Origin of the sequence: Mangrovimonas sp. ST2L15, from assembly GCF_001280515.1 — a bacterium.
GTDB lineage: Bacteria > Bacteroidota > Bacteroidia > Flavobacteriales > Flavobacteriaceae > Mangrovimonas > Mangrovimonas futianensis.
In genome coordinates this window covers 242,233-258,083 of the sequence record NZ_LBIQ01000030.1, presented here as the reverse complement: position 1 = coordinate 258,083, position 15,851 = coordinate 242,233, and the positions used below count along the sequence as shown (strand labels likewise).

At 35.0% G+C, this 15,851-nt stretch carries 14 protein-coding genes; 3 read left to right on the top strand and 11 right to left on the bottom strand.

Annotation, left to right across the window (positions count from 1 at the left end; genetic code table 11):
- Positions 1-3: 3 nt before the first annotated feature.
- Entirely contained in the window at positions 4-1,524 is a 1,521-nt protein-coding gene (gene hutH, locus ZA07_RS04985) for a histidine ammonia-lyase (RefSeq protein WP_053970627.1), read from the bottom strand.
- Between the two features lie 108 nt (positions 1,525-1,632).
- Here hutH and ZA07_RS04980 point away from each other — a divergent pair, with 108 nt between their 5' ends.
- Entirely contained in the window at positions 1,633-2,877 is a 1,245-nt protein-coding gene (locus ZA07_RS04980; RefSeq protein ID WP_053970626.1) for an NAD(P)/FAD-dependent oxidoreductase, read from the top strand.
- 40 nt (positions 2,878-2,917) lie between these two features.
- On the opposite strand, the gene ZA07_RS04975 is transcribed toward ZA07_RS04980, so the two are convergent.
- The 6 genes from ZA07_RS04975 to ZA07_RS04950 form a co-directional block, all read right to left on the bottom strand.
- Complete coding sequence (locus ZA07_RS04975) at positions 2,918-3,523, bottom strand: hypothetical protein (protein ID WP_053970625.1); 606 nt, start codon at positions 3,521-3,523, stop codon at positions 2,918-2,920.
- A gap of 163 nt (positions 3,524-3,686) precedes the next feature.
- Complete coding sequence (locus tag ZA07_RS04970) at positions 3,687-4,376, bottom strand: hypothetical protein (RefSeq protein ID WP_157492067.1); 690 nt, start codon at positions 4,374-4,376, stop codon at positions 3,687-3,689.
- Between the two features lie 176 nt (positions 4,377-4,552).
- The gene (locus ZA07_RS04965) at positions 4,553-5,134 is read right to left on the bottom strand and encodes a hypothetical protein (RefSeq protein ID WP_053970623.1); all 582 of its coding nucleotides are present in this window, start codon (positions 5,132-5,134) and stop codon (positions 4,553-4,555) included.
- 141 nt (positions 5,135-5,275) lie between these two features.
- Entirely contained in the window at positions 5,276-6,088 is an 813-nt protein-coding gene (locus tag ZA07_RS04960; RefSeq protein ID WP_053970622.1) for an alpha/beta hydrolase, read from the bottom strand.
- A 157-nt stretch (positions 6,089-6,245) separates the two neighbouring features.
- Positions 6,246-6,962 (bottom strand): hypothetical protein, encoded by a 717-nt coding sequence (locus ZA07_RS04955; RefSeq protein ID WP_053970621.1) that lies wholly within the window; start codon positions 6,960-6,962, stop codon positions 6,246-6,248.
- Between the two features lie 160 nt (positions 6,963-7,122).
- Positions 7,123-8,085, bottom strand: a complete 963-nt coding sequence (locus ZA07_RS04950; protein ID WP_053972051.1) for an NAD-dependent epimerase/dehydratase family protein — start codon at positions 8,083-8,085, stop codon at positions 7,123-7,125.
- Between the two features lie 130 nt (positions 8,086-8,215).
- Between ZA07_RS04950 and ZA07_RS04945 the strand changes: the two genes are divergently transcribed.
- Positions 8,216-8,722, top strand: coding sequence for a hypothetical protein (locus ZA07_RS04945; protein ID WP_053970620.1), 507 nt, complete (start codon positions 8,216-8,218; stop codon positions 8,720-8,722).
- Between the two features lie 74 nt (positions 8,723-8,796).
- Positions 8,797-10,887, top strand: a complete 2,091-nt coding sequence (locus ZA07_RS04940; protein ID WP_053970619.1) for a M13 family metallopeptidase — start codon at positions 8,797-8,799, stop codon at positions 10,885-10,887.
- Between the two features lie 59 nt (positions 10,888-10,946).
- Here the strand turns inward: ZA07_RS04940 and ZA07_RS04935 are convergent, their stop codons facing one another.
- The 4 genes from ZA07_RS04935 to ZA07_RS04920 form a co-directional block, all read right to left on the bottom strand.
- On the bottom strand, positions 10,947-11,648 hold the full coding sequence (locus ZA07_RS04935; RefSeq protein WP_053970618.1) for a hypothetical protein: 702 nt from the start codon (positions 11,646-11,648) through the stop codon (positions 10,947-10,949).
- A 214-nt stretch (positions 11,649-11,862) separates the two neighbouring features.
- Complete coding sequence (locus tag ZA07_RS04930) at positions 11,863-13,647, bottom strand: T9SS type A sorting domain-containing protein (protein ID WP_053970617.1); 1,785 nt, start codon at positions 13,645-13,647, stop codon at positions 11,863-11,865.
- Positions 13,648-13,662: 15 nt separating this feature from the next.
- A complete protein-coding gene (locus ZA07_RS04925) occupies positions 13,663-14,364 on the bottom strand; it encodes a response regulator transcription factor (RefSeq protein ID WP_053970616.1) in 702 nt (233 codons plus the stop codon).
- On the bottom strand, positions 14,361-15,743 hold the full coding sequence (locus tag ZA07_RS04920; protein ID WP_053970615.1) for a sensor histidine kinase KdpD: 1,383 nt from the start codon (positions 15,741-15,743) through the stop codon (positions 14,361-14,363). The genes ZA07_RS04925 and ZA07_RS04920 overlap by 4 nt, the downstream gene beginning before the upstream one ends.
- Between the last annotated feature and the right edge of the window lie 108 nt (positions 15,744-15,851).

Genomic DNA, 15,851 nt, shown 5'->3' with positions numbered 1-15,851 from the left:
CTTTTAATGATTGATGAGGTACTCCTTAACTTTATTGACATAGGGGTACATCACAACGTCTTTGGTAAAGATAGGGACTATATTCCTTATCTCATCATATACTTTACGTGTTTTTGAAGAAACCTGATCTTTAACATTCAGATATTCAATAGCTTGAACGATAGTTATCAATTCAATAGCAACCACTTCAAATGCATTTTCTATGACCTTTTTTGTAATAAGAGCCGAGTTGGTTCCCATACTTACTATATCTTGATTGTCATTGTTGTTAGGAATACTGTGCACATACATTGGGTTTGACAGCATTTGGTTTTCTGCCGTTGTAGAGGTTGCTGTAAACTGCACTCCCTGCATACCAAAATTTAACCCAAGTTGCCCGAGATTAACAAATGGAGGTAGCATGTCATTTAAACGTGAATTTAACAAGTAGTTTAGCTGTCTTTCAGAAAGCATACTTAATTTGGCAACAACCATTTTTAGTTTATCCATTTCCAAAGACACATAATCACCATGAAAATTCCCGCCGTGGTAAACATGTTGTCTTTCCACATCCACGATAGGGTTGTCATTTGCAGAATTTACTTCTTCAATTAGAATTTTTTCCACGCTGTTTAAGGTGTCTAGGACAGGACCTAAAATTTGGGGAACACATCTTAAAGAGTAATATTCCTGGACTTTTTCTTTGAAGACAGAAACATCTTCGTTTTTAGAATATAAATGATGTTCTCTTTTTCTGGTTAATTGGCTATCTTCTAAATGCTCACGCATTTTCTTAGCAATTTCTCTTTGACCGATATGCTTCTTAGACTCGTTTAGCTCAAAGGATAAATGGTCGTCATATGCTTTCACTATTTCATTAATAGCAGCAGAAGAAGTGATGGCCCAATCCAGTAATCTTCTTGTGAAAACGGTATTGATCAATCCAATTCCAGTCATCACTGATGTTCCGTTCATTAGTGCCAGCCCTTCTCGTAATTCTACAGAAATAGGTGTTAACTGTTCCTTTTCAAAAACCTCTTTGGTGGGTTGGTAACTTCCTTGGTAAAAGACTTCGCCTTCGCCTATTAACACTAAGGCCAAATGGGCCAATTGAACCAAATCACCACTGGCTCCAACACTTCCGTGTTCAAAAATCAAAGGGGTAATATCTCTATTGATCAACTCCGTCATCAACATAACTGCTGATTTATGAATTCCAGAATTACCCAGCGATAGGGTGTTTAATCTAGCGACCATTGCAGCTTTCACATAGATAGGAGGAATCGGGTTGCCAGTCCCAGAGGCATGACTGCGTATGAGGTTGTACTGTAATTCATTACGCTCAGAATCCTTGATTTTGTATTGTGCCATAGGACCAAACCCTGTGTTTACCCCATATATGACCTTGTTTTCAGAAAATTCTTTAAGAAAATTAAAGCTCTTTTCTACAATCTCTAAAACAGAGTCATCCAATTGAAAATCTTGTTGTTCAAAAATGATTTGATAGAATTCCTTGATCCCTAGAGTCCCTTTAAGTGTCAGCATTAATATTTATTGGATTTTTTTTGTGAAAAATTTAAATAACTTGAACTAAAAATAGTTAATTTGGATTGCAAATTTAATATAATAAATGAATTATATAGCTGATTGATTATGATGGATGTGCAAGTAGATGTGTTAATTATTGGTGCTGGTCCTTCTGGATGTGTGGCAGCCTCTTATTTATTTAACCAAGGCCATCGTGTGAAAGTGGTTGAAAAGAGCCATTTCCCGAGGTTTGTAATAGGTGAGAGCTTGCTTCCTAGATGCATGGACCATTTTGAAGAAGTTGGTTTGCTAGATTGCTTAAAGGAACGAAATTATGAAGTCAAGGCAGGTGCCCGATTTCTTAGGGATGATGTGGTTTGTAATTTTGATTTTAGCCAAAAGCATACCGAAGGATGGGATTGGACTTGGCAAGTACCTAGAGCTGATTTTGATCACACCTTGACTCAAGAACTTATAAAACGAGGCGTAGATATTCAATTTGGTCATGAGGTATTGGATGTGCAAATTCAGGAAGATGGAAGTTCGACAACCCAAATAAAGAATGATCAAGGAGAATCCTATCAGGTAAACGCCAAATTCATAGTCGACTCTAGTGGTTATGGAAGGGTGCTTCCTCGCTTGTTGGATTTGGATAAACCCTCTTCCATTCCAGAGCACTCCTCTATTTTTACTCATGTTAAAGATTTAAAGCGCCCAGAAGGAAGAGAAGGAACCCTGATTACCTTTGATGTATTGGATACCGATACTTGGTTTTGGGTTATCCCTTTTTCAAATGGTATCACCAGTATCGGTTTTGTAGGAAAAAATGAATTGATAGATTCATACAGCGGTTCTAATACTGAACGAATGAAAGCCATGTTGAAGCTTACAGAGTATTACCATTCTAGGTTTGAAGGTTTGGAGTTTGAGTTTGAGCCCGTTTGTATTAGAAATTATTCCAAAGCCGTGAAAAAGTTTTATGGAAAGGGCTTTGTACTAACAGGCAATAGTGCCGAATTCTTGGACCCTGTGTTTTCTTCAGGGGTTACTTTTGCTACAGAATCTGCCTTAAAATCGTCTAAATTGATTTCAAATGAACTAAATGGCGAGACCGTAGATTGGGAAAAAGACTATGCCGATTACATTAAATATGGCGTAAATGTATTTGCCACCTATGTGAAGGAATGGTACACGGGTAATTTACAGACCTTGTTTTTCCATCGTCCTGAAAACTTAGAGGTTAAAAAACAAATATGTGCGGTATTGGCTGGTTATGTTTGGGATGAAACCAATCCATTTGTAAAGAAACATGATCGTATTGTAGCCAATTTGGCTCATGTGATCGATATGCAAAAAGAAATGAGCGAATAGATTTCTATTCGCTCATTACATCTTCTTTATCAAATAAATTTTATTTGTTGTTTTTGTACATATGCTTTGTCAAGGCTCTTGCAAAAATGATATAGGCATCAGCAATTCTTTGTCCAGAATTAAAATCAAATCCCCCATTTCCTTGTCCTTCAATTTTTGTGTAATCCACTGAAAAAATTACATTATCAGGAGCATCATTTTTGTAAACGCTTAAGGTCACTTCAAGTTTTGAATTATGTCTTACCACACCCACATTATAACCTGGGTAAATGAAGGTAGTATGAATTTTCATGGTGTATTCTGCATTGGGTAAGTCTTTCCCAACTTTTACAGCGCCATCTTTGTATCTGTCGTTGAACGTATTAATGAAATTTGGCTCGTAAAATTCTTCTCTATCAGAAAACCAAGACTTTTTAAAAGCCTCTCCGGTACCAGGCTCTTTTTCTTCTCTTTTTGCCATTTTGTCCTTTAAAAATTCTTCCTCAGAATCATATTTAGGAATGGTTAAATCAGAGTAATCAAATACCACATTATAGGAGGTAATACCTTTAAGGTTACTCCAGTCTCCTTTGGTTACCTTGGCCTTTTGGGCAGTTAGGTTAGTTGTAATAAATAAACTTAGGGCAATAAATAATAGTTTTTTCATTATAGATGAATAGTTTAGATTAAGTCTCAAATCTAAACAAATACCATTATAGAAAACAAGTAGGAAATAGATTATTTCTTAGAAAAATATGAAGAAAACTCTTAAGCTTCTAATGTATTGTTATCTTTTTGCAGCTTGAGTTGAACTTGACTTAAAGTTAAAATTATTCATTTATTTTTCCTACAATCTCATTAGAAAGGATTTGATGGTCACCAAAACTGAATTTCACTCTAAACTTGGTATTATTGGTGCCCTTGTTTTGCCTTAAAGTAGAAATGGCAATTTCATTTGGAGGTAAGTAGAACTGGGTCAAACCGGTCCCGCAATCATACATCAACGGACTTTCAATTTGCATCCAGTTTCCCAAAGAGTCTTGAGCCTCTGTTACGATAGGTAAAATCTCTCCAAACCCAATGCTCAAAGTATCATTGCTTTGGTTTCTAATAAATATAGGGTAGGATTTTTTATTGACTCTTCGCTCGGGTTCTTGTTCATATTCCCATACACCCATTGGGAAACCAATGGTTTGCGTGGTGTCAATATAGATCTCTAAGTCATCGGCTTCCGGACTTCGGTATTTGTTCCAATCTTCGACACGGTAACCAACCTTTGCAGTTTTGTAATAAGGTTGGATGGAGTCGTTCATTTTACCAATATAGACTGGTGAAAACTGTGCCTCACGACCCAATAATAGGGTGTCTGAAACCAGGGTGTTTTCATAACGGTCATGAAGTACCAAATATGAATAGACTAAGTTTTTTGATCCTTCAATATCTTCAGATGATTGTTTCTTCTCGTTTTGGCAAGCGGTTAAAACAAGAAGCAGCACTATTATGGTTGCGACAAATTTCATTTTTTTGATGTCTTTCGTTTAGACACTAGTTGGGTTAACTTATTGCGTCAAGACGGGTTAAAGTTAATGATTTTTGGGTTAGTATTTAATTTGCCACCGATATAAGCAAATCTAGATGGGTGTGGAAGTTGTCGAATCGGCCTTAATTGCGGTTATACATTGTTGTGAACAGTATTTTATTCACAATATTTTGTCAGTTTTATACTTTTCAAAGCTTTAAAAAATTCCGTTTGAGTTGAGTCAGATAAACTATTTCCATAAAAACTCAATCTCGTTATATTAGAATTTGGTCCACCACCTTTAAGACTGTCAATATAAATCCCACTTGCTCCAAATCCTTTGTTCTTTGGTTTGATGAATTTAGCCTGAAAGCAATCAATACTATCTAGTTCATATTCGTATTTCAGATAATCTTTTGCATTATATTTTGCGTTTAGAAAATCATCGACAACTAAGTGCTTCACTTTTTCCAATTGCTTTTTTTGTTTTTCTGTAAATCCAGAGTATTCAGATTTATCAAATACCAGAACTTCATTGTTTCTTGTCAAATCTCCAGAGTACCAACCTAAATCGAAAATCAAAGTATCATTTTTGTCAGTTATTAGTCCGCTTACATAACTATCAATTCCCTTTATTTTATGTTTTTTCCAACTTGAAGGAACAGTAATTTCAAACGCTTTGAAGCCAACCGTTTTGTATTCTGATTTTTGACAAGCTAAAATCAGAGTTAAAATCATTATCGATAGCGTTTTCTTCATATTGCTCACAACAGTTTTGTATATGAAAAGTAGCGGATTTTTATGCGCTAACTTTTCGGATAAAGACCTTTAATCTTTTTATTTTCTTTCGTTTAAGCCTCTTAAACCACTATTTTTTAATACGTTGTTGGTACTTCTTTTTTATTCATTTAAAGACCAAATCAACGCCTTTTCTTTTGTTGCTCTGAAAATGGTATTGTGTTTTTCGTTTGGTTCGTCCGAATATTTCCAAATCAATTTTGCTGGTGCATTAGTTTTTAAAGTTTTATCAATACTCTTAGTGAACTGCGAAATGTCTTCTGCGCTAGAACCCGCAAACCAAAGTTTTAAATTTTGGTCGGGAAATTTTGATAATAATGAATCTGCATTTTTTGCTAAAAAGTGATTATTCCACCAAAGAGAAGGATCCATTGCGATATAAAAATTAAAAGTATTAGGTTTTGTAAAGAATGTTTCCATAACGAAAAGTCCTGCCAGTGACTCTCCAATAATTCCTTTTCTATTTGCTGTTCGGTATTTTTTATTGATTTCTGGCATTAGTTCTTCCACAATAAATGCTCTAAAGTTTTTTGCTCCATCTGTTATTGGGCAAAATTGCTTGTCATATTCAGCTTCCGAAAACCCTGTTAAATCCCGTCCTCTTTCGGTATTTTCAATTCCAACTAATATAAAAGGGGGAATTTTATTTTCTGACAGTAATTTATTCAACGTATTGGCAATATGAGGAAAATCTTCTTTTATTCCACCGTCTGGCATATAGAGTACTGGAAAGCTGTCACCCGAATTTTTATAATTTGGTGGTGTCCAAATGTTAATTATTCGTTCTTCATTCACGAATTTTGATGAAATTGTCAAGCTGTCGTGCTTTGGAATTGGGTCATTATATACCATTCCTTTGTCTTTACAACTAATTGTCAAAATTGTAATTAATAGAAGGAAGGTTGTTTTTTTCATATTATGTTCGTTTTTCTTAAATGAGTGCCAACGGTTTGTATAAAGATAGTGCGGTTTTGTGTCCGAGGATTTTCCGCAGGAAAATCAGAGTGACCAAAGATGCACGAACTCTCGATTAAGTAGCCAAGTTAGCATTGTTTTTATACGATGTTAACTGCTATTTTATTTTCATTTTTTCATTTTTTGAACTCAATTCATAGTTGTTATTTAGGGTTACTCTGGAGTAGATAATACTGTCTTTACTTATCCAAGAGGCTTTTTGAATTCCCCAATCAACAATGTCAACAGTTTTAATATTCGTAAATCCTAATGAATCTAGTTTAATTAATTGGTAACCATTATCATCATATCCAACTTCTAAGTCAACATTTGATGTGAAAATAAAATTACCATCCTTTGAAAACAATGGTTGACCGTATGATGAAATTGTATCTCCAGTTTTTAAATCAGCTAAAACGTGATATGAATACTCATATGCAACAGCTTGTAATTCAACAACACTTTCTTTAAGATAAACATGGGCCACAATAAAATCAGAAGCTTCAAAATTCTGTTTCACCTCGTCATAAGGTTCATTAATTATCATGATTATTGTGTCTCTAGCAATTATTCTTAGGGTGTCATTTACTCTGTGTAAAAAGTCAAATTGGGACAAATCAATTTCATCCGTTTTCCAATCGGAAAAGTCAACATCGTAATTTACAATTGGTTTTTGAGCTAAATTTATAGAATCCGTTTGATTGCTAAGAGTTTTGCTAATCAAAGTATCTTTAATTAATGTGCTCAGCTCCTTATTAGTTGTAAGATTAATTGTTTTATTTTTTTTACATCCAACAGTCCCTAAGATTAAGCATATTAGTAATATTCTTTTCATAATTCTAATTGCAGTTAACATATGTATAAACACATTGGTGTGTTTATTTTTATTATATATGCACCCAAATATAAAGAAATACTTACATGGAACTCTTTTCTATCCCTTCAGTAGCTAGTTAAAAATTTCTATTTGAAAAAGAAGTACCTGTTTTGTGCCATTAAGAAATACGCACCCCATACTTTTCGCCCAATTTTTCAAGCATTTCTACCGTCATCTTTTCAATGTCAAAGGCATGTTGCCAGTGCCAGTCGTTTCGGGCTGAAGTGTCATCAATACTTTTAGGCCAGGAGTCGGCGATTTTTTGTCTAAAGTCAGGGTTGAAGGTGATTGTAAAATCAGGAATATGTTTTTTGATGGCTTCAAATAGGTCTTGAGGTGTAAAGCTCATCGCGGCCAAATTGTAGGAAGATCTAATTTTTACATCTTCTTCTGGAGCTTCCATAAGGTTAATGGTCGCTTTTATGGCATCATCCATAAACATCATGGGCAAAGAGGTATCTGCACTTAAAAAGCACTCATAGGATTTTTCGGTAAGTGCTTTGTGATAAATGTCTATAGCATAATCTGTGGTTCCCCCACCAGGTAAGGTTTTCCAACTGATGATTCCTGGATACCGAATGCTTCTCACATCCACGCCATAATTCTTAAAATAATATTCACACCAACGTTCACCCACTTGCTTGGTTATACCGTAAACAGTAGAAGGCTCCATGATGGTATGTTGCGGTGTGTTTTCTTTGGGAGTGTTACTACCAAATACAGCAATGCTTGAAGGCCAAAAGACTTTTTTAATCACACCGTCCTTGGCTAAATTCAAGACATGAAATAAAGAATTCATGTTTAAATCCCAGGCAGCCATTGGGTTTTTTTCTCCCGTTGCACTCAACATGGCCGCCATTAAATAAACAGTGTCTATGTCATATTTGTCAATACAATTCTTGACCGAATTATAATCTTTGGCGTCTACAATTTCAAAAGGACCAGATTGAACAACTTCCATATTTCTGGAATCAATATCACTGGCAACCACATTGTCTTTACCGTGTTTGTTTCTAAGTGCTTGAGCTAGTTCAGATCCTATTTGCCCACAAGCACCAATGATTAAGATTTTTGAAGTCATTTTGGTCATTTAAAAAGTTGCACAAAATTAAGAAGATTTTGTGGTTTCAAATCATAAAAGCCACTTAAATCTTAAAGCTCTTTGGGAATGGTTTGAATTCAATATATTTGCTAATCTTATAGTAGTGCCCATGAGCAAGATAACATATGTTTTTATTCTTTTTATCCTTTTAAGTTGTGGTGAATCCCAACAAACAGAAGTAGTTCAAGAGGTTGAAAAAAGTTCGTCAATAACCAAAGAGGACATAGCCCAAATAAAATATACCGAGTATGTCGTTGATCCCAAAGTCGCTGTCTACACTGAAAACTGGAACAAATATACCGAACTGAATGATGTTATAGCTAAATTGAAATTAGGCGATTATTCCTATTTTCAAGACAACCAGGAAATCTTATCTACCTTGTTGACAGATCTTCAAAAAACCATACCTAAAGAGTTAAACTCGCCTTCGGTAATGGCGCGTTTGGTGGCTGTTGAAAATGCCTGTTTAAAATTGGAAAGCTTAGCTAATTTATCAAATATTGACAATGAAGAAATGGTTAGTGTTATTGGTGAGGTATTAATTGCTTTTAACAATATGAGACTTCAAATGAACAAGAAATTGGAACGTGAATCCCAACAGATCTACAAACCCTAAATAGCTGGAATAATCCTTATTTATAAAAATTACTCTCAACTAAATAATAGCAAATTTTAAAATTATAATTAAATATGAATCGTAAAATCATGAACGCTTCTGTTCTTGCCGCGGGTGTGCTAGTAGGCTTATCATCTTGTAAGGAAGAAAAGAAGGAAATGGCCGAAGTATATGTTGCTCCGGGTATTGAGCTCAAGAACATGGATACTTTGGTAAAACCAAGTGAAGATTTTTTTAAGTATGTCAATGGGACTTGGTTGGAAAACAACGAAATCCCAGCTGATAGAACCAGATGGGGAAGTTTTGACGAACTTCGTCAAATGACTGATGAAGATGCCTTAGGTATTTTAAAGTCAGCAATGGCATCAGATAACAAAGACATGGCACAAATAAAAGTTATGCCTGGATCTGATCAAGAAAAAGCCATTAAAATCTATGAAACCATCATGGATACCGTTGCAAGGGATAATCAAGGATTGGAACCTATTAAATCTTATTTAGCAGAAATTGATGGAATTAGCAATTTGGCCGATTTACAAGCTTATTTAATAAAAATGGAACCACAAGGTGGAGCTGGTTTTCTAGGTTTTGGTGTGGGATCTCACCCAAAGAATAGCGATATTAATGCAGCTTATTTAGGTAATGGGTCTCTTGGTTTAAGTAGAGATTATTATGTTGACCAAGACGAAGATACCAAGCAAAAAAGGGAGCTTTACAAGGCGCACATTGCAACCATGATGAAATATCTAGGTGTCGATGATGCTACCGCTACCCAAAAGGCTGAAAACATATTGGCATTTGAAACACGATTGGCTGAACCAAGAATGACGAAGGAAGAGCGTAGAGATGCTAGAAAGCGCTATAATCCTAAAAGCTTGGAAGGATTGAAAGAAATGACGCCATCTATCGATTGGAACAATTATTTTAAAGGTATCGGGGTGCAATCTGTAGACACGGTTATTGTTTCAGATCCTGGTTATTTTAAAGCTTTGGACGGAATCCTAAAGGAAGGGAGCGTTCAAGACTGGAAAGACTATTTGACTTGGACTTTACTTAATGGTGCTTCTGGAAAGCTAACGACGGAACTAGATAGAGTAAGTTGGGAGTTTTACGGAAGAGATTTAAAGGGTTCTAAAGAACAAAGAGAAAGAGACGAGCGTGCTTTGCAGACTATCAACTGGACTGTTGGAGAAGCTCTTGGAAAACTATATGTGGAGCAAAAATTCCCTGCAGAGGCTAAAGCCAAAGCAGAAGCCATGATTAAAAATGTGATGCTCGCTTATGGTAATAGAATCAAAAATCTAGAATGGATGAGCCCAGAAACTAAAGAAAAGGCTATTGAAAAACTAGAAAAAATGACCGTTAAGATTGGCTATCCAGATAAGTGGAAAGACTATTCCCAAATGGAGGTGAAAACTTATGAAGAGGGTGGTTCTTACTATGATAATATGACTAATGTATCTAAATGGAGATTTAATAAGGATTTAGAAGATTTAGGAAAACCTGTAGATAAATCAGAGTGGGGGATGTCTCCTCAAACTGTGAATGCCTATTTTAACCCATCTTATAATGAGATTGTGTTTCCAGCAGCTATTTTACAACCTCCCTTTTACAACTATGAGGCAGATGAGGCTGTAAACTATGGTGGTATAGGAGCAGTTATAGGACATGAAATTTCACATTGTTTTGATGACTCCGGTTCTAGATATGATGCCAATGGTAATTTAAATAATTGGTGGACCGAAGAAGATTTGGAGCAATTTACCAAGCTGGGTAAAGAATTAGCGGGTCAATTTAGTAATGAAGAAGTGTTTCCAGGAGTTAATCTTAATGGTGAATTTACTCTAGGAGAAAACATTGGTGATCTAGGAGGTGTTAATGCCGCTTATGATGGATTACAAATGTATTTGGCAGAAAATGGAAACCCAGGGGAAATTGATGGGTTTACCCCAGAGCAACGTTTCTTTTTAAGTTGGGCAACCGTTTGGAGAACTAAGTATCGTGATGACGCTTTAAGAAACCAAATTAAAACAGATCCACATTCTCCAGGAATGTTCCGTGCTGTCATGCCATTAAAGAATGTTGATGCTTTTTATTCTGCTTTTGATGTGAAAGAGGGAGATGCCATGTACTTGGCGCCAGAAGATAGAGTTAGAATCTGGTAAGAGCTATTGAAATAATAATAAAAAAAGGGGCGTTTACAACGCCCCTTTTTTATATGTTTTTAGTTTTTGGTTTCTGGTTGCGGTGGGTTTTTCTGTCCCTGTAACGCCTGTTTGGTTATATGAGCCAAATTAAAATTAGGTGCCAAGGCAATGGCTTCATCTAATGTGGTTATGGCTGTATCAATATTGGTCGCCTTGTTTTTATTAAAAGTAACCAATGCTTTTAAATATAAAAAACCAGCCTTGATAGGTACCTGATAAGGCTGTTGTGATTCGTAATAGGTTCTACCTACATCTGGCTTTGAGTTTTCTATTCCGTATTCAACATATTTGGTAGCTTGAAGCAATTGTTGGGTTTGCAAATACATTTCTGCAAGTTCATAAGCAACTCCTACTGTAGCTTCTCTTTTAAACAGTTCTTCAAAAAAGGGGATGGCCTTTTCTACTTGGCTCATGGCCTTTAGGGAAACAGCTTTTACTTCAACTGACATGTCAGAATCAGTAGGATTCAGTTCAATTCCAGAGGTGTTCAGAGCTTGAAAGTACATGCCTTCACTCATGTAAACATAGGCTAAGGTATCTTGGCGCTGCGTAGATGGTTGTAAGACATTTAAATGAGTAAGTGCATTAATGACCCCTTGTGCATCTGCTTGCTTTTGCATTTGCTTATAATAGGCTTTATAATGATTAATTAGTTCTTGATTGCTTTGGGCCTGAACAGCCACTCCAACCCATAAAAATAGGATTAAAATTCTTTTCATTTCTTCTTAATTTAATGAGCCAAATCTAGTAAAAATATTAGCTTTTAAGTCAATATATAAATAAAAAGACCATCATTATGATGGCCTTTTTGCTTGAGAATAGAGCATGAATTGATTATTCAATGACCCATAAAAAGATGCAAATCGTTATCAAGAGATATAAAATAGCTAAAGCTACCTGTAGCCTGTATTTTATAAACTGTTTAAACATGACCTATTTTTTGATGATTTTTTTTGCAAACACTTGATTTCTTCCAACTAATTTTAGGAGATAGGTTCCTTTTGAAAGTTGAGAAATGTCAATGGTATTTGAGGTTAGATCCCCTTTATTTACTAACTGACCTGTGATGGAATAGATTTCAAATTTATTAATTGGATTATTTCCAGAAATTCTAATTTGGTCAACAGCAGGACTAGGATAAAGAGTAAGTACCGTAGAACCATCGAATTCGTCAATACTCAAAGAATTTAATTGAAAAACGGATACGTAAGAGTCTGCTTGTCCAGCTGATTTTGATTGGATATCTTCTCCTTCAAAAGGGTTGAAATCTACAGTTGGGCTCCTAAAAGTTCCGGTCAAAAATATGCTTTGATCTAATACATCTGCCCAAATTTTTTCTTCATCTCCTGTACCACCTATTAGATAATGTTCTACATAATTTCCAGTCGTTTCTTCAATAACTAGTAAGAAGGCATCCTCAGAATTATTGTTTGATGTTTCAGATACCACACCTTCTGTAGCAATATCGAAATCTGTTTCACCTTGAATAACTCCTGAGAAATAAAGATTACCGCCATTTAGGCCCACTGAATAAATCATCTCACCTGTTCCACTTGCATCATTTCCATCAACTATATAGGTGCTAAGATAGGTACCATCCTGATTAAATTTTGATGCAAATCCGGCAGTGCCGCCTTGAATGGATATGGTATTTTCTCCTTCGGTTGGGTCAAAATCTGTATTCCCCCAAACTTGACCTGTTACATAAACATTTTCATTGATGCAAATGACAGATTGTACATCATCAAGAGAGGCATTTCCAAAAGTGTGTCCCCAAACAAAATCACCGTCATTGGTAAGTTTTACTACATAAGAATCGAAGCTTCCTACATTATCATGAAGGTCTTCAGATTCTGAGGAAGGATCTAAATCAATAGTTTGGTTAAAAGTTCCAGCTATGTAAAGGTTGTCTGACTCATCAATATCAATAGATTCAGCAGTTGTAGTACTCTGGTTGGTCCCAAGACTTTTTAGTTGTTTGGCCCAAATAAAATCACCACTTGCATTCAATTTTACAATATAGGCATCTTGAGAAAGTGATTCACTGGTAGAAACACAATCAATTTGACTTGTATAAATGCCAGCTCCATTATTAGCACAAAGTGCATATTCTGATGAGCCAGGATCAAAATCTGCAACCAAAAATTCGCCAATAGCATAAACATTACCTTCTGAGTCTACCTTAATACCTTTACCATTTTCATTGGCCCCACCATAGGCATTACTAAATTGTTTTGCCCATAAAAAATCACCATTACTATCTAATTTGATGATAAAAGCATCACGTGATAATAAAAAGGAAGTTTGTGCTAAAAAGTACTCAGTATTTGGATCTGGGTCTGCATCAAAAGCATTGGATCCAGCTCCTTGAAAAAAACCAGTGAGATAAATATTATCATTATTATCAATGGTAATATTTAATCCTGCATTATCTGCTGCACCATTAAATGATTTCACCCAAACCGGGTTACCATTGGCATCTGTTTTTGTTAAAAAAACATCTTGATTCCCTCCTACAAAGGATGCCGTTGTATCTCCATAGGTAAATGACCCTTGATGGAAACCAACTGTGTAATAATTATTTTGACTATCATAAGCTCTTCCAAATGGGAAGGTAAGTCCCGCCTGACCAAAGGTGTTGGTCTGATTGTAGACCTGGGCATAAATGGATTGTCCCAAGAAAATGGCCATTAAAATTAAAAGGTTGAATTGTTTCATGAAATTTGTTTTTAATTAAATATTATTTATCTGAAATTCTAAGCCCAATCCTCTTATACTTTTGATTTGAATGCTTTCGTCATCTTTAAAGTATTTTCTGATTTTACTTATATACACATCCATACTTCTGCCTGAAAAGAAGTCATTACTGTTCCAAATTTTTGTTAAAATATCTTCTCTTCTAATTAATTGATTTTGTTGGCTGTATAGGAGGTAAATTAATTGCGCTTCTTTTTTAGTTAGGTTAAAGGATTCGTCTTTAGATTTAAGAAGTGAATTTTTAAAATCAAAAGCATAAGAGCCTATTTGTATGATATTTTTGTCTTCTATATCCTTTAAAACAAATTGCTGCTGTTCTGTTCTTTTAATAATATTTTTTATTCTTAATAGAAGTTCTTCAGCGTTAAATGGTTTGGTGATATAATCATCGGCACCCAATTTTAATCCTTTTATTTTATCCTCACCGGTTATTCGGGCAGTGACAAATAGAAAAGGGATTTCGGGGTTGATATAAACCATTTTTTTAGCCACATTAAACCCATCTAGTTTGGGCATCATCACATCCAAAATGCACAGATCGTAATTTTTTGTTGTGAATGCATCCAAAGTTTGATTTCCATCTTGAGCCCAATCCACCAAATATCCGTTCCCTTCTAAGTAATGCTTGAGCATGGTGCCTAGATCGATATCATCTTCTGCTAGCAATATTTTTTTCATGGATGATGTAATTTAATGGTGAATGTAGTTCCTGTGCTTCTTGAGCTTTTTACTGAAATAGTCCCTTTATGTGCCGTGATAATTTGCTTTGCATAATATAGACCCAAGCCTAGGCCTTTGTAATTATGTTGGTCCTTCTCACTCACACGATAAAACTTCTGGAAAAGATTTGGTAAGTGTTTCTTGTCAATACCAATACCATTGTCATGAATGTTCAATAAATAGGAATTGGTTGATGTATCTTTTGAAAAATGTATGTCGACAACCGTACCACCATATTTAACAGCATTGTTTAAAATATTTAAAATCGCAGTACTGATATAAAATCGGTCTAAGACCATAGTGGCAGACTTTAAATCAGAAAGGAATCTAATTTCAATATTGTCTGGAAGAGGGATTTTAAAATCGTCTATGAGCTCCTCCATGAAAGCGACGAATTCGATTTCCTCTTTTTCTAATTCAATTTCTTGATATCCCAGACTGCTATTCAACACCTGGTCAATCAATTTTTGTAATCTAATATTTTGTCTGTTAATGACGTTAATGATTTCTGCAGACATAGATTTGTCATCGTGATCAAAATTGTCTGTTAAGTTTTGAGTGGCTATGGATAAAGTTGATAGAGGCGTCTTTAATTCATGAGTCATGTTATTAATGAAATCTGTTTTGATTTCCGACAGTTTTTTTTGTTTCATTAGGCTCTTAATCGAGTAATAAAATAAACCCGTCATGAATAGAAATAGAAGACAAGATAAAAGCAGAAGAATGGTCATTTGCTTTGCAACAAACATTCTCCAGTTTTCCACACTCATATAGATTTGAGTTTTAAAGTCTAATAGAAAAGTTTGCGATTGACCATCTATTATAATTTCATGGTCTTTATTCCATGAGCTGTTGTTTACCAGTATGGATTCTTCGTCTGGTCCTAGCTTGTCTCCTAATAAAAATATGGGGGCATCGCTTTGAGATAAAAAAGACGTGGTTTGATCTAAACTATCTTTTACAAATATGGATATGGCACTTTTATTGAACTTAACCGTAAATGGTAGGTTTTGGTCCTTTAATCCATTTTGGTAGGCTTCTCTAAAAACAGGATTAACTTCTTCAGTTTTAATTTCGAGGTTTTTTAAAACTTGATCTTTAGAAATTTTTCCTTGCTCAAATTGTTCAAGCTGAACTAGAAAATCATTTCTGTAAATCCACATAAGTGAATCGATTTTCTTTGTGGTATATACCTTTGCTAATGAAATTCTGGCATTGTTTATAGCATCCTTCTTTTTTAATTTATAGGTATTGAAGATAAGATAGGACTGTATGCCCGTTAGTGCTATTAAAGTAAACACTGACAGGAAAACTAGAAGGCGGGTATTTTTTATCATCTTCACGGCGTTAAAATTATTGTAACGGTTTATTTTACAGTAAAATAAACAATCCGTTTAACATTAAATTAACCGATAAAGAAAAATTAAAAATTCCCTTATTTCGCC

Coding starts and splice junctions, on each gene's coding strand:
- hutH (WP_053970627.1), bottom strand. CDS start 1,524: ATGCTGACACTTAAAGGGACTCTAGGGATCAAGGAATTCTATCAAATC.
- ZA07_RS04980 (WP_053970626.1), top strand. CDS start 1,633: ATGATGGATGTGCAAGTAGATGTGTTAATTATTGGTGCTGGTCCTTCT.
- ZA07_RS04975 (WP_053970625.1), bottom strand. CDS start 3,523: ATGAAAAAACTATTATTTATTGCCCTAAGTTTATTTATTACAACTAAC.
- ZA07_RS04970 (WP_157492067.1), bottom strand. CDS start 4,376: ATGAAATTTGTCGCAACCATAATAGTGCTGCTTCTTGTTTTAACCGCT.
- ZA07_RS04965 (WP_053970623.1), bottom strand. CDS start 5,134: ATGAAGAAAACGCTATCGATAATGATTTTAACTCTGATTTTAGCTTGT.
- ZA07_RS04960 (WP_053970622.1), bottom strand. CDS start 6,088: ATGAAAAAAACAACCTTCCTTCTATTAATTACAATTTTGACAATTAGT.
- ZA07_RS04955 (WP_053970621.1), bottom strand. CDS start 6,962: ATGAAAAGAATATTACTAATATGCTTAATCTTAGGGACTGTTGGATGT.
- ZA07_RS04950 (WP_053972051.1), bottom strand. CDS start 8,085: ATGACTTCAAAAATCTTAATCATTGGTGCTTGTGGGCAAATAGGATCT.
- ZA07_RS04945 (WP_053970620.1), top strand. CDS start 8,216: ATGAGCAAGATAACATATGTTTTTATTCTTTTTATCCTTTTAAGTTGT.
- ZA07_RS04940 (WP_053970619.1), top strand. CDS start 8,797: ATGAATCGTAAAATCATGAACGCTTCTGTTCTTGCCGCGGGTGTGCTA.
- ZA07_RS04935 (WP_053970618.1), bottom strand. CDS start 11,648: ATGAAAAGAATTTTAATCCTATTTTTATGGGTTGGAGTGGCTGTTCAG.
- ZA07_RS04930 (WP_053970617.1), bottom strand. CDS start 13,647: ATGAAACAATTCAACCTTTTAATTTTAATGGCCATTTTCTTGGGACAA.
- ZA07_RS04925 (WP_053970616.1), bottom strand. CDS start 14,364: ATGAAAAAAATATTGCTAGCAGAAGATGATATCGATCTAGGCACCATG.
- ZA07_RS04920 (WP_053970615.1), bottom strand. CDS start 15,743: ATGATAAAAAATACCCGCCTTCTAGTTTTCCTGTCAGTGTTTACTTTA.